The following is an 18,871-nucleotide window of genomic DNA, read 5'->3' on the forward strand; positions in this document are numbered from 1 at the left end:
GCAGGGTCAGGAACGATGCGGCGCCTCAGTCCTCGAGTTTGACATCTCCGGCCCACTGGTCGCGGGGCACGAGTGTCAGATCGGCTGCGCAGGTGCCGACCATATAGCGATCGGCATCCCAGGACCAGATTTCGGGTGCGTTCAGCGGCTCATCGCCACCATAGGTTGGCAGCGAAAACGACAACCCTACTGCGCCTGTCTTGATTGCCTCGAAGAGGCTGTCCAATGTCGGATACATCATGTGCCGTGTGCCTTTTGTTGCGATGAACCGGTTATTGTTTTCCGGCTTGCAGGCAAAACCTTCCATGCACAGGCGAGTTTCCCTTGAGCGTCTGGAGACTCGTCTCACATTTTCGACAGTACCGAGAAGGATCTTTCCCCGTGACACATAGCGCCGAAACGGAGCGTTCCGATGAGCAGGAAAGACAGCGGCGCCTGAATCTGCTGATCGACAGGCTGCCTGAACGGCTGCAGCGACTCACACGCTGGCTGCTGGCCCCCTCCCGTATCTGGGTGAGAATACCGGCAGGCATCCTGTTCATGATCGGGGGATGTCTCGCGTTTCTGCCCATTCTCGGCGTGTGGATGCTGCCGCTGGGCTTCTTTCTTCTGGCCGAGGATGTGCCGTTTCTGCGCCGGCTCAGCGGGCGCCTGCTGCTCTGGATAGAGCAGCGTCATCCAGGCTGGATGGGTCTCAAGGACTGAGCCCCCCGCCCGGGCTCGCCCCTACTGCGCGGCGGCGGCAGGCTCTGGTGCCTTGCGGACACAGGCATCCTGCGTCTGCACCTGGTCGGTGCATTGTGGCAGAGGCTGCGTGGCTGGAACCGGCCAGAACAGCCGGATGCCAAGCGAAACCAGGACCAGCACAAGCGCCACCAGGGCCCAGGGCATGATCGAGGGCAGTTTTTTCGGGGGCTCCGGATCAGGAACCCCCTCCTGCATGATCCGATGAAGATCGTTCACCCGCTCAGCCCTTTTTCAGGACGGCCTGCATCTCTTCCCATTCGCGCTTGGTCAGCCCGGAATCGGACTGGGCAACCACTTCACCGGCAAGCTTGCGACGCAGCACGTCGATCATGCCGGCAGAGAAGGTAAAGGCACCCAGACGATAATCCTCGAAAGCGGATGCCGTGATCGGCACCCAGGCGCGCAGCACATCGAGCATCGCCTCGGCATAGACGCGTATCTCATACTGGGCGTGGCTGTCGGCGCGCAGGCTCAGGAAATGCAGCAGGTTGTGAAGATCGATCTTCCAGTACCACTGCGTGTAGGTGTTGAGCGTCAGGTTCATGCGTGCGAGTTCACGCGCCAGACCCAGACCCTCAGGATCGAGCATGGTCTCATAGTTTTCATAGCAGCGCGACGCATCCTGACGCAGCAGATCGAGCACTTCCGCCGCCTTATCAGGCGAGAGGGCCTCTGCCCGGCCCTGACGGTTCGAGACGCTCTGGGCCGAAACCTGACCGGGTTCGGGCAGATAGAATTCGCGGTCGAGAATTGAATAGCGCGCCGAATATTCGTTCACGCTCGCCATACGATGGCGAATCCACTGACGGGCAACGAAGACTGGCAGTTTCACATGGAACTTGATCTCGCACATCTCGAACGGCGTCGAATGGCGATGACGCATGAGATAGCGGATCAGCCCGGTATCTTCAGAAACCTTCTTAGTGCCGCGCCCATAGGAAACGCGGGCGGCCTGAACCACGGCCCCGTCATCGCCCATATAGTCGATAACGCGGACGAATCCGTGGTCGAGCAGCTCGATAGGGGTGAAAAGAAGCGCCTCGAGCGCAGGCACGGTCGGCCGGCTCGTCTGGGAGGGCGCAAGGCGGGAGGCGTCGATCTCGGCGCGTTGTTCTGGTGTCAGCGGCATGGGGCGAGGCTTACCACAAGATGCCGGGTCATGACACCGCTCGATGGGGTCACAACGCAGTTTGCCCGGCGTACTTCCTGCGCCTGCAGCCCCGCACAGGGCCCCTTGTCGCCGGAGGCCAGAGCGCCTATATGCAGCGGTGCCGGAGGGCTTGCCCTTGGCTATGGTGATAAACGGTAAGTGGAATAATCGTTACGGACCCGGGGGCAGTGCCCGGCGTCTCCACCATTCTTTCCTTATGGAAAGTCAGGGGACGAAACAGGCTCGACGTGCGTGGTAAAGACTTATCTTTTGCTCGGCATTGTACCGCCGTTATCGGGCTAAATCACAAGTGCCAATGATAACACAAAGGTGCTCGCTGTCGCTGCATAAGCGATAAGCGCGGTTCGGGAGGGCACCGGGCAACAGAAGCCCTCCCACTTTTCTCCATCCCCTTCTCTGCCCTTGCCATGAGGCATGAAACGTCGCATCCCTGCGGGATCGTTTTTCGAAAAATGGATGGGTTGGAATGAGCGACGATCAGGGCGACGGCATGGATCACGATTTGCCAGAAAGCCTGCTGCCCTATGACGAGTGGGTCGAGGACGCCTATCGCGAGGTCATGCTGCGCGCACTCGATTACGCCGGCGCCGAAGGCCTGCCGGGCGAGCATCACTTCTATCTGACTTTCCTGACCGATTATCCGGGCGTCATCATTCCCGACCGTCTGCGCGCGCAGTATCCGCACGACATGACGATCGTGCTCCAGCACCAGTTCTGGGACCTGAAGGTTGATCGTGAAGCCTTGACCGTCTCTGTCGGACTTTCTTTCGGCGGGATCGGCAGCGTGCTCGTCATTCCGTTTGCAGCGATCACCGCCTTTGCCGATCCGCATATCCGCATGGCACTGCGCTTTACGGTCGCGCCGAGCGAGATAGCGACGGAAGTGGAAGAGCCCGAGGCCGAAACGCCCGAAGAATCCTCCTCTCAGGCATCTGGCGAGGAAGGTCAGGTCGTGAGCCTCGACGCCTTCCGCAAACGCCCTCACTGATTTTTCTACTACGGACCGACAGGTTTTGCTGTCGGTCCGTTCAGGGTTTCAGGCGGCGCTGACCAGCGAGAAGACGAGTTTGCGGATCTCCGCCTCGACCGCCCCCTGCCCCTCACCTGTCACGAGCTGCGGTGCCAGCTTGAGCACATGAAGCAGCACGATACCGCGTGCCGCTGCAGTGTCCTGCGCTTCAGGACAGGTCTTTTCCAGAACAGCCACGACACGCGCCAGAAACTGGTCGCGCCACGCCTTGCCTGACTGCTCGGCATCGGGACGCGCTGCCAGAAGCAGCGTCGTATAATCACGCTCGTCACGCTTATCGAGCCAGGCCCCCAGCAACTGCCCCGTCACTGCATCGCAGTCACCCGGTCGTGCTCCGGCGCAGATCTCGTCGAGCCGCGCCAGACGATCATGGATGAAGCGCTCGAGCAGGGTGAGAGACAGGCTCTCCTTGGTTGGAAAGAAGCGATAGAGCGAGCCGATTGCCGTGCCAGAGCGCGCGGCAATCTCTGTCATGGTCGCACCGTCAACCCCCTTTTCGAGGAACAGGGCTCCAGCCGCGTCGAGAATACGCGCCACGCGCTCACGCCCGCGCTGTCTTTTCGGCGCAATAGCGTTTGACTTATGCGAGGATTCCCTCTCATAAGTGGGGGGTGACGTGCTCATAAGCGGAAAGATCTCCCATGCTTGCTCTTGATCCCAAAACGACAGCGCTCGTTCTGATTGACCTGCAGAAAGGCATTCTGAGTATGCCTGTCACGCCCCATTCCAGCAAAGACGTGCTGGGAAAAGGCACGTCGCTAGCGCAGCGCGCTCGTGCCGCGGGCGTGCCGGTGGTGCTCGTTCATGTCGGCTTTGCTGCCGATTTCGCCGATGCGCCGCCCCAGAATGTCGATGCCCCTCTTTCTTCCGCAGCGCCACTTCCCGCTGACTGGAGCGATTTTGCTTCGGGCTTGCAGCAGGAGGGCGATCTGGTTGTGCTCAAGCATCAATGGGGCGCTTTCACCGGAACCGATCTCGATCTGCAGCTGCGCCGCCGCGGCATCAAAACCATTATCCTTGCAGGCATCGCGACCAATTTCGGGGTCGAATCAACCCTGCGTCATGCTTGGGAACTCGGCTATGACCTCGTGGTTCCCGAAGATGGCTGCACCTCTCTCGACAAGGACCTGCATGAGATGGCGTTCACACGCGTCTTTCCGCGGCTTTGCCGTGTGACACGCACCGACGAGATCAGCTTCACGGCATGAGGGCATGATCATGACGACCAGAGCGCAGACGAGAGCACGGACACTTGCCGGGCTGGGAGTGCTCTCCGCGCTTCTGACCGGGGGCCTTGCTCTTGCAGGTTTCCCTGCCGCGTTTCTGGTCGGCCCCATGATCGCCGCGATCATCATCGCCGTGATGGGTGCAGACATACCACTCGATCGACGATTGCCGCCTCTGGCGCAGGCCGTGATCGGGCAGCTCATGGCGCATAGTCTTACGCTCAAAGTGCTGCATGAAGTCGCAGCGCAATGGGCCATTTTTCTTGGCGGCGTTTTCTCAGTCATCATTCTCAGCTTCACGCTCGGCTGGATACTCGCGCGCTTGCGGGTCATGCCGGGCAATGTGGCGCTCTGGGGAGCCTCTCCCGGCGCCGCCACGGCCATGACATTGCTATGCGAGAGCTATGGGGCCGATCAGCGCCTTGTCGCCTTCATGGTCTATCTGCGTGTCCTTCTGGTCACACTGGCCACTTCCATTGTCTCGCATCTCGTTGTGACGACACGCAGCCCCGTTCATGCCCTGACATCAGGGGCAGACCTGCCCTGGTGGCCCAGCCTGGCCATTGTGGCTGTGACGGCCCTGATCACGCCTCTGGTCAGACTTGGCGCAGCCCCGCTGCTGCTAAGTCTCGCAGGCGGGCTGATCGTGCAGACCGGTCTTGGCTTTCACTACCGGCTGCCGCTCTGGCTGCTGGCGCCGAGCTATGTGGTTATTGGCTGGATGATCGGGCGGCGCTTCACCAGAGACGTGCTTCACCATGTCTGGCGCGCCCTGCCTGCTGTCACGGTTTCGACCAGCATCCTGATTGCGGGCTGCGCTCTGCTTTCCTGGCCATTGGCGCATATCGCGCATGTCGATCTGCTGAGTGCCTATCTGGCCACAAGCCCCGGCGGCGCCGATTCCGTTGCTATTATTGCCGCCTCAACGCCGATCGATGTGCCGTTCGTCATGGCCATGCAGATCGCCCGTTTCATGGTTCTGATCCTTGTGGCGCCGGGCATCGCCACCTTTCTCACCCGCTTCCTTCCGGCTAACGGGACATCAGGTGTTAGGGCCCGCTAGCGCTTAAGAATATAGCGGAATGACGGGACTCCTTGCGATGAACAGGATGCAGGGTGTGGTATCTGATTGGGGATAGAGGACGCAGAAAGCGCTGCTTGATGCGAGACGCACGGAAGGTAAAACATCGGCTCGGGCTGTGCGTTGAGCAGTAGTGGCCATTGTCTGGTGTTACCAACAGCGCGCAACGTGGTGCGTTCCTTCTGGAAAGCCTGATCACCAGGTGGGCGCTACCCGCCTATCCATCCTTCAGACGAAGCGAGGCGTCTGGGCAGACTTCCGGGATAGAGGGGTCGACCCGCTTGCCCTGCAGGTGCACCACGAAACTGCGCTCGTCCCCCGAATGGGCCTGATGCCACTGAGATCTCGATGCCAAGCTCCGGGCAAGTCTCAGAAAATGGCGCGCTGTCGAAACACGACAGCAAAAAACCACGTCTTCCCTCCCCTTGGTGACTCGCATTGCGTCCGCCGCAGATCGCTTCCGGAACCGACAGACCCTAGTCAGGCAGGGCGCAACCCTGATAGTGCTTGATCCGCTTCTGTTTGATGCGCCCCTGTCAGCGAAGGTTCGGCCCGCATGCGTTTTACCGTCGATCGCCTCGACCATATCGTTCTCACGGTTCGTGACCGTGCGCTCTCCGCCAACTGGTATCAGCGCGTTCTGGGCATGGAAATCGAGGAATATGGCCGCAACAACCGTGTCTCGCTGAGCTTTGGCGGCCAGAAGATCAATCTTCGCCCCGTCGAGTCCGAGGGCTGGACCACAGCCGAGCGCGCTGCCCCCGGTGTAAGCGATCTGTGCTTTACCACGGCCATCGACTCAGAAAATATCCAGCGTCATCTCGAGAAATGCGGCGTTGCCGTGATCGAGGGGCCGGTTATCCGTATCGGCGCGCTGGGGCCGATCACCTCGGTCTATATTCACGACCCTGACCAGAACCTGATCGAGATCGCTTCCTATCAGGGATAGGCTGAAAGGCGGGGCATACCCCGCCTTTCGATAGTCGTGCTTACCAGTTCTTGCTGATGAGCCAGAACTCTTCGGATGTCAGCGTGACCAGACCGCCGCCCGGCAGCGAGGTTTCTGCCGCTGCTGAGGCGAGGGCCTCGATGCGCTCGACCATGACAGTCTTGCGCACATGGGTCTCGGACTGTTCCTTGACCTGACCAAGAGCAGTCAGGGCAGATTTGGCGGCCTTGGCGACGCGGGCGGCATCGAGTGCTGCATAAGACATGGCGGATCTCCTGTGACGTTTGTTCTTTCTGTCTAATCCATTCCGCCCGTCACTTCACCCCCCGGAATGCGCGGGGCAAAACCGCTTACGGTGCCTGATCGGCAACAAAGTCGAAGGTGACTGTCACAGGCAGACCGACCCACTGCCCCGAAGCCCATGGCCCCTGCCCCACACCGAACAGGGCGCGTGAAAAGGCAGCCTGCCCCTGGGCATGAGCTTTGCTCCCATCGATATGCAGCGTGAAATCGAGCGTCACCGGATGGCTGAGATCGCGCAATGTCAGCGTGCCAACAGCCTCATAATGGTCACCCGAAATCTGACGGACGCTCGTGGAAACGAAATGCGCCTTTGGAAAATGCGCGATATCGAACCAATCGCTCCCCGGCAGAGCCGTATCGCGCTGCGTGTCGCCAGTCTTCGCGCTGGCGAGATCGATTGTCAGTTCGAAATGCGCCTTTTCCGGCGCAGCCGGATCGAGAATGATCGTCGGTTCGTAGCGCGTGAAAACGCCCTTGAAAGCCGAGCCCGTCTGGGTGCCGGCAAAGCCGAGCTGGCTATGGTCCTTTTCCACCTGCCAGCTCGCTGCCTGCGCAGTAGCCTGACAGGCAATACCACCGCACAGCAGAAGCACGGGCACGAAGGGCTTGAGAACAGACATCATATCAGAGGTCCTCGTGTCTGGTTCGACGCCATGAGGGCAGCATCCGCATCAGCACGGCGTCGCGCAGAATGAAATGATGGCGCAGTACCGCCAGAATATGCAGCGCGAGCACCGCCATCAGAAAATAGGCGCCGTAAGCATGAAGCGTGGTGAACACAGCCTCGACCGGGCGCTTGTCCGCGAGATGGGGCAGATAGGGAAGATCGGGCCACGGAATCAGACCGAACAGCACAGTCGGTATGGCAAAGACCGAACTCGAGACCAGCGCCCAGCCCGTCAGCGGCAAAAAGAACATTTCACCGTAAAGCAGGAAATGGCCCAGTTTCGCCAGCCGGATCTCATGCTGCGCCATGCTGGCAGGCAAGCCAGGCGGTCGGTGCAGAAGGCGCCAGATCAGCCGCAGCAGCGCCGCAAGCAAGATCGTGATGCCGATCGATTTGTGCAGCTGGAACAGGCGGAACATGGTGCCCGGATCGAGTGACCCATGAACCATGATCAGCCCGATGGCGAGAAGAGCCAGGATGCCAAGGGCCATGATCCAGTGCAGGATCATGGCCACGGCGCCATAACGTTGTGTCGCTAGCGACATGTCCCGTCATCCACCTGAGAGTCAGATCAGGACTGGCGCTCGAACGCACCTGCGATATGCAGGGTGACACTGTCGCCCACCAGCGGCACATAACGGCTCACGCCGAAAGCCGAGCGCATGATGACGGCATTGCCCTCGAAACCGACCGTTTCCTTCTTGTCGAGCGGGTTGATGCCGCTCCCGATCAGGCGGGCCTTGATCGTGACCGGATGAGTTACGCCATGAAGGGTCAGATCGCCCGTAATATTGGCAGTTTTCGCGCCGGTCTTGACCACCTTGGTCGAGACGAAATGAGCGGTCGGGAATTTGTCGGCATCGAACCAGTCAGCGCTCTTGAGCTCGCCATCGAGCTTTGCCACCGTGGTCTGGACCGAGTTGATCGGCAGGGTGATATCGAGCTTCGTGGCATCGATATGCGCCGGATCAAGGGTCAGCGTACCCGAGGCCTGTGAGAAGAAACCCGAGAAATCGCTGAACCCCATATGGAGCAACGAGAAGCTGATCTGGGTGTGATAGGGCTCGACTGCATAGCTACCCGCCTGAACGGCCTTCGGGTCGGGCGATCCGCCCTGCTGGGCGTGCGCCCGCGGCGTGCCGGCAGCGGCTAGGGCGGTGATGAGGGCGGCGCTGGCGAGAAGGGTCTTGTGCATGAACAAATCCTGTTGGCTAAAAAAGACTGGATCGGGGTCGGCCCGAGAGAAGACTCCCGGGAAAGAATCAGAGAGCGAGCGCGGCAATTTCAGCGCGGGCAGCGCTCATGGCCGTCTCGCGGGAATCACCGCCGCGGCTCAGGCCTTCGGCGCGGATCCAGGTGACATCCTTCAGCCCGACAAAGGCGAGAACGGCAGCGAGATAGGGCTCCTGATGATCCATCGAGGCTGCCGGATGACCTGCACTGTACTGGCCGCCGCGCGTCGAGATCAGAATGGCCTTCTTGCCCTCGGGCAGCAGGCCGACCGGCCCTTTTTCGCTGTAGCTGAAGGTCTTGCCCGCCACCATAATCCGGTCGATCCAGTTCTTGAGCTGGGCAGGGACCGTGAAATTGTACATCGGCACGCCAATCACCACGATATCGGCTGCGAGCAGCTCGTCGATATGCGCGTTGCCACGGGCCAGATCGGCCTGAAGCGTCTCATCGGTCACCTCACCGCCAAAGCGCGCCGCGATATGTCCTGAGCCAAGCTCGGGGATCGGCTGGGCAGCCAGGTCGTGATAGGTGATTTCGGCCTCGGGATGAGCGGCCTTCAGATGGGCAATCGTCTCTGCCGAAAGTGTGCGGCTGGCCGAATTATCACCCAGAATGCTCGAATCGAGATGAAGGATCTTCATGAGAGCTTCGCCTTATGTCGTGTCGGATGAAGCGGTCCGGCATGAAAGGAAAAACATACCGGTCCGCTGGTCTTTGTTACCGTCCCACATCGTGACCCATCTCGACAGTCAATATATTCCGATGGATAGTATCGCTTTACACGATAGGTGAAGGCTCCATGCTCGACAGGATCTCTCTCGACCAGCTGCGCGTATTCATAGCCGCTGCCGACGAGGGCAGCTTCTCTGCGGCTGCACGACGCTTCAGGCGTTCGCAGCCCGCCATCAGCGAAATGATCGCAACCCTCGAATCACAGATCGGCGTTCAGCTTTTCGACCGTATCGGTCGCTATCCGCAGCTGACCAAGGCCGGTGAAACCCTGCTGGCCGATGCACGCGGCATTGTCATGAATGTCGATCATATGAAGGCGCGTGCCTATGGCATGTCATCGGGTATCGAACCCGAGCTGTCGGTCGTGGTCGATGTGTTCTTCCCCATGGACCGCATGACCCGCGTGGCGCGCGGCTTTCGTGAGACTTTTCCCCATACGCCGCTGCGCCTGTTCGTCGAGGCTCTTGGCGGCGTCTTTCAGCCTGTTCTCGACGGGCGCGCCCAGATCGCGATTGCGGGGCCCCTGCCGGACGTACCGCCGTCCTGCTCGACCGAAACCCTGGGCGATATACGTTTTATGATGGTGGCCTCTGCCGAGCATCCTCTCGCCCGCCATAACGGCCCGATCCCGCGTGACGAACTCGCGCGGCATGTGCAGCTCGTGCTGACCGACCGCACCGATCTGTCGGCGGGACGCGAACGCGGGGTGCTTTCTCCCTTCACCTGGCGCCTCGCCGATCTCTACGCCAAGCATCATTTTCTTCTTGGCGGGCTCGGCTGGGGCGGCATGCCGGTCCATAGCGTTGCCGATGATCTGGAGGCTGGCAGACTGGTCGAACTGACCATTGACGGGATCTCGCCGGGCGGGGCGAACATGCCCATGAGCGTGGTCTATTCGACAGCTGAACCCCCCGGCCCTGCGGGGCGCTGGCTGATAGACCATCTCAAGCTCTGCCCCAGAAGACAGGCTGCGCGTGAAGCTGAAGAAGGCAGGAGCGCCAGCAACGCGGCGGGACAAGGCATGAACGAGGAGCAAGCCACGACCCTCGCGATCTGATCCCCGCAACTGTCATTGCAGGGCGAACACTGCGGGTCAGAACGGAGAACCCGGTTTTTCCTGATTTGCGCTGGCATTTTCCGACCGATCTGGCCTAAACGAAGCCGCCCATGCAGATATCCGATTTCGATTTCGATCTTCCGCGCGAGAATATCGCTCTGGAACCCGCCCGCCCGCGTGACAGCGCCCGTCTGTTGCGCGTTGCTGCCGGTCAGAAGCTGGCCGAAACGCGCATCAGCGACCTGCCCGGTCTGCTCGAACCCGGCGATCTGCTGATTGCCAATGACACGGCAGTCATCCGTGCCCAGCTCGCAGCAAGGCGGGGCGAGGCGAAAATCGGCATCACGCTCGATCGTATCCTGAGCGACGGCAGCTGGCATGCGCTCGCGAAAAACGCCCGCAAGCTGAAGCCGGGCGACACGCTGCATTTCGGCACGGACCCGGTGACCGCCGAGGTGGTCGAGAATGAGGGCGATGGCGCGATCTCGATGCGCTTCTCTGCCGAGGGCGAGGCGTTTGACGACTTCCTCAAACGGGCCGGTGTGCTGGCCCTGCCGCCCTATATCGATCGTCCTACCGGCCCAACCATGCAGGATGACAGCGACTACGCCACGATTTTCGAGCGCCACAAGGGCGCCGTCGCCGCTCCGACAGCGGGGCTGCATTTCACCCCCGATCTGCTGGCAGCGCTCGATGCGCGCGGTGTGAAGCGTCACACCCTCACCCTGCATGTGGGAGCTGGCACCTTTCTGCCTGTGCGTGACGAGATTGCCAGCCACAAGATGCATGCCGAATGGGGCCGCATCGACGCCCGGACGGCACAGCTCATCAATGACACCCGCGCCAGTGGCCGGAAAATCGTGGCCGTAGGCACAACCAGCCTGCGCCTGCTTGAAAGCGCCGCAGACGAGCACGGCATCGTTCACCCCTGGGAAGGTGAGACCTCGATTTTCATCAAGCCGGGCTATCGTTTCCGTGCGGTCGACAGGCTGATGACCAATTTCCACCTGCCGCGCTCGACCCTGTTCATGCTCGTCTGTGCGCTGGCCGGAACCGAGACCATGCGCGACGCCTATCGCCATGCGATTGCCGAGGGCTTTCGCTTTTATTCCTACGGAGATGCCTGCTTGCTGGACCGCGCCCCATGACCGAATCCGCCACGAAAATGCAGTGGAAGGCCGAGGCCTGTTGCGGTCAGGCGCGTGCGGGCCATCTGCATACCGCCCATGGCACGATCCCGACGCCTACGTTCATGCCGGTCGGCACGGTCGGCACGGTCAAGGCCATGACCATGGATGCCGTGCGCTCGACGGGTGCGGGTATCATTCTGGGCAATACCTACCACCTCATGCTGCGCCCCGGCGCCGAGCGCGTGCGCAGGATGGGCGGCCTGCATCGCATGATGGACTGGTCCGGCCCGATCCTGACCGATTCAGGTGGTTTTCAGGTCATGTCGCTCGGCGCGCTGCGCAAGCTCGATCAGGACGGGGTGACGTTCAACTCGCATATCGATGGCTCGAAGCATCGCCTGACGCCGGAAAGCAGCACCGACATCCAGCACGCGCTCGATGCCACCATCACCATGTGCTTCGATGAATGTCCTGCCCTGCCCGCCACGCCGGAGCGTCTCGAATCCTCCATGGAATTGTCCATGCGCTGGGCAGCGCGCTCGCGCGAGGCCTTTGTGCAGCGCCCCGGCTATGGCCAGTTCGGCATTGTGCAGGGTGGCACGGAACGCGATCTGCGTGCCCGCTCAGCGAAGGCCCTGACCGATATCGGCTTTGAAGGCTATGCCATTGGCGGTCTGGCGGTGGGCGAAGGTCAGGAGCTGATGTTCTCGACGCTCGATTTCACCACCCCGCTCCTGCCGCAGGACCATGCGCGCTATCTGATGGGCGTGGGCACCCCCGATGATTTGCTGGGCGGTGTCGAGCGTGGCGTCGATATGTTCGATTGCGTCATGCCCACGCGCGCAGGCCGCACGGCACGCGCCTATACCGAGCGCGGCACGCTCAATATGCGCAATGCGCGCCATGCAGAAGACAACCGTCCGATCAGCCCCGATTGCGATTGTCTGGCCTGCTCACGCCATAGCCGCGCCTATCTGCATCATCTCTTCCGTGCCAATGAAATTCTGGGGCCGATGCTGCTGACATGGCATAATCTGGCTTATTACCAGCGGCTGATGCGCCAGATAAGGGTTGCCATTGTCGACGGCACCCTGCCGCAGAAAGCGCTTGCCCTGCGCGCCGACTGGGCTGCCGGAGACTGGACACAGGACGAGTTCCCCCAGCCGGACTGGCCGCCCGTCCCATGACGCCTCTCTCCCCATGAGCAAGAGCATCGAAGACCGCATTGCCGACCATGCGCGGCATCTCGGTTTCGATGCGATCGGCTTTTGCGACGCCTCCCTGCCCGAAGAAGCCCGCACGCGGCTGCGCCAGTTCGTGGAAGACGGGCGGCACGGCACGATGAGCTGGATGGAGCAGCGCATCGAACAACGCGGCGACCCCAAGGCCCTCTGGCCTGAAGTCCGCAGCGTGATTTCACTCGGGCTTTCCTACGCGCCTGAGGCCGATCCTGCCGAAACGCTCGACCAGCCCGATACGGGCACGATCTCGGTCTATGCCCGCCATCGCGATTATCATGACGTGCTCAAAGGCATGCTCAAGCATCTGGCGCAATTCGTGGTGCGTCAGGATGTTGGCGGCGACGACACGCAGGTAAAGGTGTTTGTCGACACCGCGCCGGTCATGGAAAAGCCCCTGGCCGAACAGGCCCAGCTTGGCTGGCAAGGCAAGCACACCAATGTCGTCTCACGCATTCATGGCTCCTGGCTGCTTCTGGGCGAAATCTACACCACGCTTGAACTCACCCCATCGCCGCCCCGCGCCGGGTCATGCGGCAGCTGCACACGCTGCCTGACAGCCTGCCCTACCGATGCCTTTCCGCGCCCCTATGCGCTCGATGCGCGGCGCTGCATTGCCTATCTCACCATCGAGCATGACGGGCCGATACCGGTCGAATTTCGCAAGGCCATGGGCAATCGCATCTATGGCTGCGATGACTGCCTCAATGCCTGTCCGTGGAACCGGTTTGCTGCGACCTCGCGCCACATGAAGCTCCAGCCCCGTGCCGATCTGATGGCCCCCAGACTGGATGATCTGGCCCGGCTGGACGATGCCGGATTCCGCAGCTTTTTTTCCGGCTCACCTATCAAGCGCATCGGGCGCAATCGCTTTGTACGCAATGTGCTGATTGCGCTCGGCAATTCCGGCAATCGCGCGCATCTGCCTCTGGTCGCGCATCTGACGCAGGACGAAAGCCCGATTGTCGCGGACGCTGCCGCATGGGCGCAAACCGAATTACAGGAAGCCGCATCGAATGAGTGATCTCGTCAAACGCAGCTTCACCCTGTCACGCCATCGCACCAGCATCGCCCTCGAGCCTGAATTCTGGGCCGTGCTGGAAGAAATGAGCGCAGAGAATTCTCTGGCCTCCCTGATCGCCAGCATCGACGCAACCCGCCCACCGGAACGCCCGCTCGCCTCGGCATTACGGGTGGCCTGTCTGGTTTTTCAGCGCAGCAGGTGAATGTGATCCGATAACGCGTCCTGCGCCTTGTACCGTCAGACTTGCGCGTCCTGCCTACTGCGCAGCAAACCAGTCATCCCTTGCGGCGGCGGCCTATCAATGCGCCGACCCCTGTCACGATGACATAGGCCAGAACGATGCTGACCAGCATCATGGTCGCCATGATGATGCTGGCCTGACTCAGGCCCAGACCGAGAGCGTCATTGAGAGAAAAGACGGGGGACAGCATCTTCCATGTCCGCCCCGACCAGGCGAAATAATGATGGGTCGCGTTGCCCAGAGCGAGATAGACCAGAAGAGCGACGGACAGGGTAATGAGCGCTTTCATTTGACTTCCAGCGTCCCGTAGCAACGCATGCCATTCAGATAGGCAATAGGTTGGGCGAGCAGAAATTCACGCAGGCGGTAGAAATCGTGGGCATCCGGTAGCGTGATGCATCCCTTGCTGATCCCCCAGAACCCGACCGGGTGCAGCCTGAAAGCCCCTCGCCTGATGCCGTCTATCGATGTCTGGTCGTCTATGACGTCATCATCCCGATAAAGGGCGAACCAGTCCTGACGATTGGTGCCCGCGAATAAATCACCGATATGATCCCTGACGATACCCAGTCGGCCACCGCACTGCCGATCGAGAATATGGTAAAGCCCCAGCGGGAGCGGGCCATTGTTCCGGTTGCTGGTCGCCGCAGCGCGGTTGGTCAGAGTGCCAGATCCGGAATAAGCGGGAAACGAGCCGAACCCCGCGCAGGTAAGCACCGAGAAATCTTTCTCATTGAGGTAGAATACGCAATGCACGGGCAAACGATTTCGCCTTCAACAGAGAGAACAGAAGAGCATACTGCAGTACTCCTGTCCTGTTTGCATTTCGCCGGCTGAAAAACCATTGCCACTCGGCTTCGTTCGCGCTTTTGTCAGTCACATCACAAGGTTTTTCCGGGGCTTCGGGCCGCCTCTCACCTGATCGTGAGCGAACCCCTAGCCAATGACGATTGTTGTCGATATTTAACGACAACATCATATTGCTCACCTCTGTGACGCTGGGGCTTCATCGATCCATGACGTCTTGCCCATCTGGCACTGCCACTTCTCCTGACAGCCTCGAAGCCTTCATCGACGCCGAGATCACGCGTGGCAGCTTTGCGAGTGAGCGCGCCATGATCGAAGCCGGACTGACCCTGCTGCGTGAGAAAATGGCTCTTTCGGCAAAGCGGGAGGGGATCGCCTTTCCTCCTGCCGGGGGGCAATGCGGGGCGCTGATACGCGGGCTCGACTGGACACAGCATGCCGTTGGCCCGACGCGCATATGGTCTGATCCGCTGAGAGCGACGATAACCAATGTCGTCAATTCCCCGGTGGCCAAGATGCTGCTTTGGGGGCCGGAGCAGATCCTGTTCTATAATGATGCCTTCAGTGTCATTGCTGCCGACCGCCATCCCTGCGCGCTTGGCACCTCGCTCGACAAGGCTTTCCCTGAACTCAATGACTGGACGAGACCCGTTCTCGAATCGGGGCTGCGCGGAGAAGCTGCCAGTTTTCTCAACCGAAAGGTCAGGCTCAACCGCAAGGATCAGGTCGAGACGCTGATCCTCGATTTCTACTTCACCCCTGTCTATGAAACGGGTGAGACGCCCGGGGGCGTGCTCTGCACGATTGTCAACAACACCGAGCGCGTCCATGCCGAGACGCGCCTTGCCTCAAGCGAATCCGAATTGCGACGCGTCACTGACGCGACGCCCATGCTCGTCTCCTATGTCGATCAGGCGCATGTCTATCGCTTTGCCAATGCCGCTTATGAAACCTGGCTTGGCCTGCCGCTGGAGCGCATCGTCAACCGCCCCGTCACTGAGGTGCTGGGCGCACGCGTCTATGAAGACCGGCGCTCCGATCTCGAAGCCGCACTCTCGGGTCGATCGATCACGGCTGAAACGCTTCAGCCGCAGCCTGACGGTACGGAGCGACATACAGAGTTCCGCTATGTGCCGCATATCGATGATGACGGCCTGGTGCATGGCGTGCATATTCTTGGCATCGATATTGAAGACCGGGCACGGCGTATCGCCGAGGTTGCAGCGAGCGACCTGCGTTTTCGCACTGCCATGCAGGCGGTTCATGGTGTGCTCTGGACCAATAGCGCTGATGGCCGCATGACTGGCGAGCAGCCCGGCTGGGCGGCACTGACGGGACAGACCTACGAGGAATATCAGGGTTTCGGCTGGGCCAATGCTGTCCACCCTGACGATGCCGCCGCCACTGTTGTCGCATGGAACGCCTCTGTGAGGGCGCGCAGCATGTTTGTGCATGAACATCGCGTTCTGAGCCGTGATGGCGCCTGGCGCAATTTTGCCATTCGGGCGCTGCCGATCCTGAATGAAAAGAACGAGATCACCGAGTGGGTGGGGGTGCATACCGACATCACCCATCAGCGCGCTGCCGAGGCTGCCCTGCGCGAGCGCGCCGATGATCTGGCCCGTCAGGTGCGCCATCGCCAGCGTGCAGAGGAACAGCTTCGCGCGCTCAACGAGACGCTCGAAAACCGTGTGATCGAAGAGATCACTGAGAGACGCGCTGCCGAAACACGTCTGGCTCAGGCGCAGAAAATGGAGTCGATCGGCAAACTCACAGGCGGCGTCGCCCATGACTTCAACAATCTGCTTCAGGTCATCAGCGGCAATCTGCAATTGCTGGGCAAGGATGTGGCAGGCAATGCCCGTGCCGAGCGCCATGTCGCCAGCGCCATGGGGGGCGTGCAGCGCGGCTCGCGTCTCGCCAGCCAGCTGCTCGCCTTCGGGCGCCGCCAGGCGCTTGAGCCCAAGATCGTCAATGTCACGCGCTTCGTACGCGGCATGGATGACATGCTGCGCCGTGCCATAGGCGAAGGGATCGAGATCGAAACCATCGTTTCAGCGGGGCTGTGGAACACCTTCATCGATCCGGCCCAGATCGAGAATGCCCTGCTCAATCTCGCCATCAACGCGCGCGATGCCATGGACGGTCACGGCAAACTCACGATCGAACTCGGCAATGCCCAGCTCGACGATGCCTATGTGCGTCAGCATGACGACGTGAAAGCCGGTCAGTATGTCCTGCTTGCCGTTTCGGATACCGGCATGGGCATGACCCCGGAAATCCTCTCGAAAGTCTTCGAGCCCTTCTTCTCGACCAAGGCCGAGGGCAAGGGATCGGGGCTTGGCCTGTCGATGGTCTACGGCTTCGTCAAACAGTCGAACGGCCATATCAATATCTACTCGGAACCCGGTGAGGGTACGACCATCAAGCTCTACCTGCCCCGCGCCATGGATGCCGAGGATGTGGAGATCGATCTGAACATGGCCCCCGTCACCGGCGGGACCGAAACAGTGCTCGTGGTGGAAGACGATGACGAAGTGCGTGCGATCGTGGTCGAGATGCTGTCAGATCTCGGCTATCAGGTACTCAAGGCCACAGACGCTGCCAATGCGCTTGTCGTGATCGAAAGCGGCATGCCTATCGACATTCTGTTCACAGACGTGGTGATGCCCGGCACGCTGAAAAGCCCCGAACTTGCGCGCCGCGCCAAGGAACGCCTGCCCGATATCGCGGTCCTGTTCACCTCCGGCTACACCGAAAATTCAATCGTGCATGGTGGCCGGCTCGATGCCGGGGTCGAGCTGCTTTCAAAGCCCTATACGCGCGACGCGCTCGCCCGGAAGTTCCGGCACGTGCTCGCCAACCGCCAGCAGCGCCAGCAATCCGCCGCGTCGATCACCCACACCGCCGTAATGCCGCCCGTCAATAACGTAACGGTCTCGACACCCCCGTCACAATCGCTGTGCATGACGATTCTGCTGGTGGAAGATGATCGGCTGATCCGTCAGGCCACATCGGAAATGCTGAAGGAGTCGGGATATTTGACAGTCGAGGCCGCAGATTATGATGAAGCCCTGATTGTGCTTCAGACCATGCCTGTGGATGTGCTGCTCACTGACGTGAACCTGCCCGGCCTCTCAGGCAAGGATCTGGCAGAACAGGCGCGCAGCCTGAAACCCGATATCGGGGTGGTGTTCGCCACAGGCGACAGCCACGCGATACAGGGAGATAGCTCGGTCGAGATACTGCCCAAACCCTACGACCTCGCCCAGATGCGTGCAGCCATTGCGCGAAGCCTGCCGCGCCTTGCTGCCGAGCCTGAGAAGAGCGAGACGTCGCTGGCCACACCGGACCGACCGGCAACCGTTTGAACTTCTGCCGCGCGTCATGCTACCGATAGGCCATGGCATTCTGGGGCAAGATGTTCGGCGGCGTGGCCGGTTTCGCTGTAGGCGGACCGATGGGCGCTCTCATGGGGGCAGCACTCGGTCATGCGGCCGATCGCGGGTCGCTGCTTGAAACACCCGCAGGGGGCTGGCACGAACACTGGCGCACCAAGGGGCAGCCCGACCCCAACGGTGCGGCCTTCATGGCGGCCGCCAAGATGTCGACCCTGCTTGGCAAGACAGATCAGCTTTATGCCATCGGTTTGGTCGCCCTTTGCGCCAAGATGGCCAAGATCGACGGCCCGGTGAACAAGGCCGAAATCTCGACCTTCAAATCGCTCTTCCAGTTTCCTGCCGATAACAGCCGCGAAGTGGGTATGCTCTTCGATCGGGCACGCGACCGCACAGATGATTTCGAGATGTATGCGCGTGAACTGGGCAAAGGCTTTGCCAAGGATCGCGCACCGCTCGAAAACCTGCTCATGGCCCTGTTCGTCATCGCACGGGCTGACCTGCCCCCCGGTGCGGCACTCCACCCTGCGGAAACCGCTTTCCTGAGGAAGGTGCACGCTGCCTTCGGCCTGCCCCCCGGCGCATGGGACCGTGCAGAGACGGGGCGCTCCGGCTCGGCGAGCAATGAAAACGACGCCTATATCGAGCTTGGTCTGGCACGCTCTGCAAGCGATCAGGAAGTTCGGACACGCTGGCGCGTGCTGATCAGGGAGCATCATCCGGACGTGCTGGGACAGAAAAATCTCAGCCCCGAAGCGATGGCCAAGGCCGCTGACCGCGTGGCCCGAATCAACGCCGCCTGGGACCGTATCAAGCGCGACCGCAAGCTCTGAGAGC

Annotated in this window: 23 protein-coding genes and 1 other RNA gene; 13 read left to right on the forward strand and 11 right to left on the reverse strand. The window is 60.9% G+C overall.

Annotation, left to right across the window (positions count from 1 at the left end):
* Positions 1 to 25 precede the first annotated feature (25 nt).
* Positions 26 to 307: a hypothetical protein gene (locus IEV53_RS07320; RefSeq protein WP_188426120.1), complete on the reverse strand. Its 282-nt coding sequence runs from the start codon at positions 305 to 307 to the stop codon at positions 26 to 28.
* Positions 308 to 381: 74 nt separating this feature from the next.
* On the opposite strand from IEV53_RS07320, the gene IEV53_RS07325 reads away from it, so the two are divergent.
* Positions 382 to 705: a hypothetical protein gene (locus IEV53_RS07325; RefSeq protein WP_188426121.1), complete on the forward strand. Its 324-nt coding sequence runs from the start codon at positions 382 to 384 to the stop codon at positions 703 to 705.
* A gap of 21 nt (positions 706 to 726) precedes the next feature.
* Here IEV53_RS07325 and IEV53_RS07330 read toward each other — a convergent pair whose 3' ends face one another.
* Together IEV53_RS07330 and thyX are read right to left on the reverse strand one after the other, a co-directional pair.
* The gene (locus IEV53_RS07330) at positions 727 to 963 is read right to left on the reverse strand and encodes a hypothetical protein (protein WP_188426122.1); all 237 of its coding nucleotides are present in this window, start codon (positions 961 to 963) and stop codon (positions 727 to 729) included.
* A 4-nt stretch (positions 964 to 967) separates the two neighbouring features.
* Positions 968 to 1,876, reverse strand: a complete 909-nt coding sequence (thyX, locus tag IEV53_RS07335; protein ID WP_188426123.1) for an FAD-dependent thymidylate synthase — start codon at positions 1,874 to 1,876, stop codon at positions 968 to 970.
* 101 nt (positions 1,877 to 1,977) lie between these two features.
* On the opposite strand from thyX, the gene ssrA reads away from it, so the two are divergent.
* Both ssrA and IEV53_RS07345 read left to right on the forward strand, forming a co-directional pair.
* Positions 1,978 to 2,297: a transfer-messenger RNA gene (ssrA, locus tag IEV53_RS07340) on the forward strand.
* 87 nt (positions 2,298 to 2,384) lie between these two features.
* Positions 2,385 to 2,906: an SspB family protein gene (locus IEV53_RS07345; protein WP_188426124.1), complete on the forward strand. Its 522-nt coding sequence runs from the start codon at positions 2,385 to 2,387 to the stop codon at positions 2,904 to 2,906.
* A 48-nt stretch (positions 2,907 to 2,954) separates the two neighbouring features.
* Here the strand turns inward: IEV53_RS07345 and IEV53_RS07350 are convergent, their stop codons facing one another.
* Positions 2,955 to 3,572: a TetR/AcrR family transcriptional regulator gene (locus tag IEV53_RS07350; RefSeq protein WP_188426125.1), complete on the reverse strand. Its 618-nt coding sequence runs from the start codon at positions 3,570 to 3,572 to the stop codon at positions 2,955 to 2,957.
* Between the two features lie 17 nt (positions 3,573 to 3,589).
* Between IEV53_RS07350 and IEV53_RS07355 the strand changes: the two genes are divergently transcribed.
* The 3 genes from IEV53_RS07355 (at position 3,590) to IEV53_RS07365 (ending at position 6,204) form a co-directional block, all read left to right on the forward strand.
* Positions 3,590 to 4,156: a hydrolase gene (locus IEV53_RS07355; protein ID WP_188426126.1), complete on the forward strand. Its 567-nt coding sequence runs from the start codon at positions 3,590 to 3,592 to the stop codon at positions 4,154 to 4,156.
* Between the two features lie 10 nt (positions 4,157 to 4,166).
* A complete protein-coding gene (locus IEV53_RS07360) occupies positions 4,167 to 5,237 on the forward strand; it encodes an AbrB family transcriptional regulator (protein WP_188426127.1) in 1,071 nt (356 codons plus the stop codon).
* Between the two features lie 574 nt (positions 5,238 to 5,811).
* Entirely contained in the window at positions 5,812 to 6,204 is a 393-nt protein-coding gene (locus IEV53_RS07365) for a VOC family protein (protein ID WP_188426128.1), read from the forward strand.
* A gap of 40 nt (positions 6,205 to 6,244) precedes the next feature.
* On the opposite strand, the gene IEV53_RS07370 is transcribed toward IEV53_RS07365, so the two are convergent.
* From IEV53_RS07370 to IEV53_RS07390, 5 genes are all read right to left on the reverse strand, one after another.
* Positions 6,245 to 6,469, reverse strand: coding sequence for a hypothetical protein (locus IEV53_RS07370; protein ID WP_188426129.1), 225 nt, complete (start codon positions 6,467 to 6,469; stop codon positions 6,245 to 6,247).
* Positions 6,470 to 6,554: 85 nt separating this feature from the next.
* The gene (locus IEV53_RS07375; protein WP_229719745.1) at positions 6,555 to 7,130 is read right to left on the reverse strand and encodes a YceI family protein; all 576 of its coding nucleotides are present in this window, start codon (positions 7,128 to 7,130) and stop codon (positions 6,555 to 6,557) included.
* Between the two features lies 1 nt (position 7,131).
* The gene (locus IEV53_RS07380; protein WP_188426130.1) at positions 7,132 to 7,719 is read right to left on the reverse strand and encodes a cytochrome b; all 588 of its coding nucleotides are present in this window, start codon (positions 7,717 to 7,719) and stop codon (positions 7,132 to 7,134) included.
* Positions 7,720 to 7,745: 26 nt separating this feature from the next.
* Complete coding sequence (locus IEV53_RS07385) at positions 7,746 to 8,369, reverse strand: YceI family protein (protein ID WP_188426131.1); 624 nt, start codon at positions 8,367 to 8,369, stop codon at positions 7,746 to 7,748.
* 67 nt (positions 8,370 to 8,436) lie between these two features.
* Positions 8,437 to 9,048 (reverse strand): FMN-dependent NADH-azoreductase, encoded by a 612-nt coding sequence (locus tag IEV53_RS07390; RefSeq protein ID WP_188426132.1) that lies wholly within the window; start codon positions 9,046 to 9,048, stop codon positions 8,437 to 8,439.
* A gap of 158 nt (positions 9,049 to 9,206) precedes the next feature.
* Between IEV53_RS07390 and IEV53_RS07395 the strand changes: the two genes are divergently transcribed.
* The 5 genes from IEV53_RS07395 (at position 9,207) to IEV53_RS07415 (ending at position 13,790) form a co-directional block, all read left to right on the forward strand.
* Entirely contained in the window at positions 9,207 to 10,196 is a 990-nt protein-coding gene (locus IEV53_RS07395) for a LysR family transcriptional regulator (RefSeq protein WP_188426133.1), read from the forward strand.
* A gap of 110 nt (positions 10,197 to 10,306) precedes the next feature.
* A complete protein-coding gene (queA, locus tag IEV53_RS07400) occupies positions 10,307 to 11,344 on the forward strand; it encodes a tRNA preQ1(34) S-adenosylmethionine ribosyltransferase-isomerase QueA (RefSeq protein ID WP_188426134.1) in 1,038 nt (345 codons plus the stop codon).
* Entirely contained in the window at positions 11,341 to 12,513 is a 1,173-nt protein-coding gene (gene tgt, locus IEV53_RS07405) for a tRNA guanosine(34) transglycosylase Tgt (protein ID WP_188426135.1), read from the forward strand. Before queA ends, tgt begins: the two co-directional genes overlap by 4 nt.
* Positions 12,514 to 12,526: 13 nt before the next feature.
* On the forward strand, positions 12,527 to 13,588 hold the full coding sequence (gene queG / locus IEV53_RS07410) for a tRNA epoxyqueuosine(34) reductase QueG (RefSeq protein WP_188426136.1): 1,062 nt from the start codon (positions 12,527 to 12,529) through the stop codon (positions 13,586 to 13,588).
* The gene (locus IEV53_RS07415; protein ID WP_188426137.1) at positions 13,581 to 13,790 is read left to right on the forward strand and encodes a ribbon-helix-helix domain-containing protein; all 210 of its coding nucleotides are present in this window, start codon (positions 13,581 to 13,583) and stop codon (positions 13,788 to 13,790) included. The genes queG and IEV53_RS07415 overlap by 8 nt, the downstream gene beginning before the upstream one ends.
* A gap of 73 nt (positions 13,791 to 13,863) precedes the next feature.
* Here IEV53_RS07415 and IEV53_RS07420 read toward each other — a convergent pair whose 3' ends face one another.
* Positions 13,864 to 14,118 (reverse strand): hypothetical protein, encoded by a 255-nt coding sequence (locus tag IEV53_RS07420; protein WP_188426138.1) that lies wholly within the window; start codon positions 14,116 to 14,118, stop codon positions 13,864 to 13,866.
* Positions 14,115 to 14,546: a DUF2778 domain-containing protein gene (locus tag IEV53_RS07425; protein ID WP_229719746.1), complete on the reverse strand. Its 432-nt coding sequence runs from the start codon at positions 14,544 to 14,546 to the stop codon at positions 14,115 to 14,117. Before IEV53_RS07425 ends, IEV53_RS07420 begins: the two co-directional genes overlap by 4 nt.
* 299 nt (positions 14,547 to 14,845) lie before the next feature.
* Between IEV53_RS07425 and IEV53_RS07430 the strand changes: the two genes are divergently transcribed.
* Both IEV53_RS07430 and IEV53_RS07435 read left to right on the forward strand, forming a co-directional pair.
* Positions 14,846 to 18,007, forward strand: a complete 3,162-nt coding sequence (locus IEV53_RS07430; protein ID WP_229719747.1) for a hybrid sensor histidine kinase/response regulator — start codon at positions 14,846 to 14,848, stop codon at positions 18,005 to 18,007.
* Between the two features lie 32 nt (positions 18,008 to 18,039).
* Positions 18,040 to 18,867, forward strand: a complete 828-nt coding sequence (locus tag IEV53_RS07435; RefSeq protein WP_188426140.1) for a TerB family tellurite resistance protein — start codon at positions 18,040 to 18,042, stop codon at positions 18,865 to 18,867.
* Positions 18,868 to 18,871: the final 4 nt, after the last annotated feature.

Origin of the sequence: Asaia siamensis (assembly GCF_014635085.1) — a bacterium.
GTDB classification, from domain to species: Bacteria; Pseudomonadota; Alphaproteobacteria; order Acetobacterales; family Acetobacteraceae; genus Asaia; species Asaia siamensis.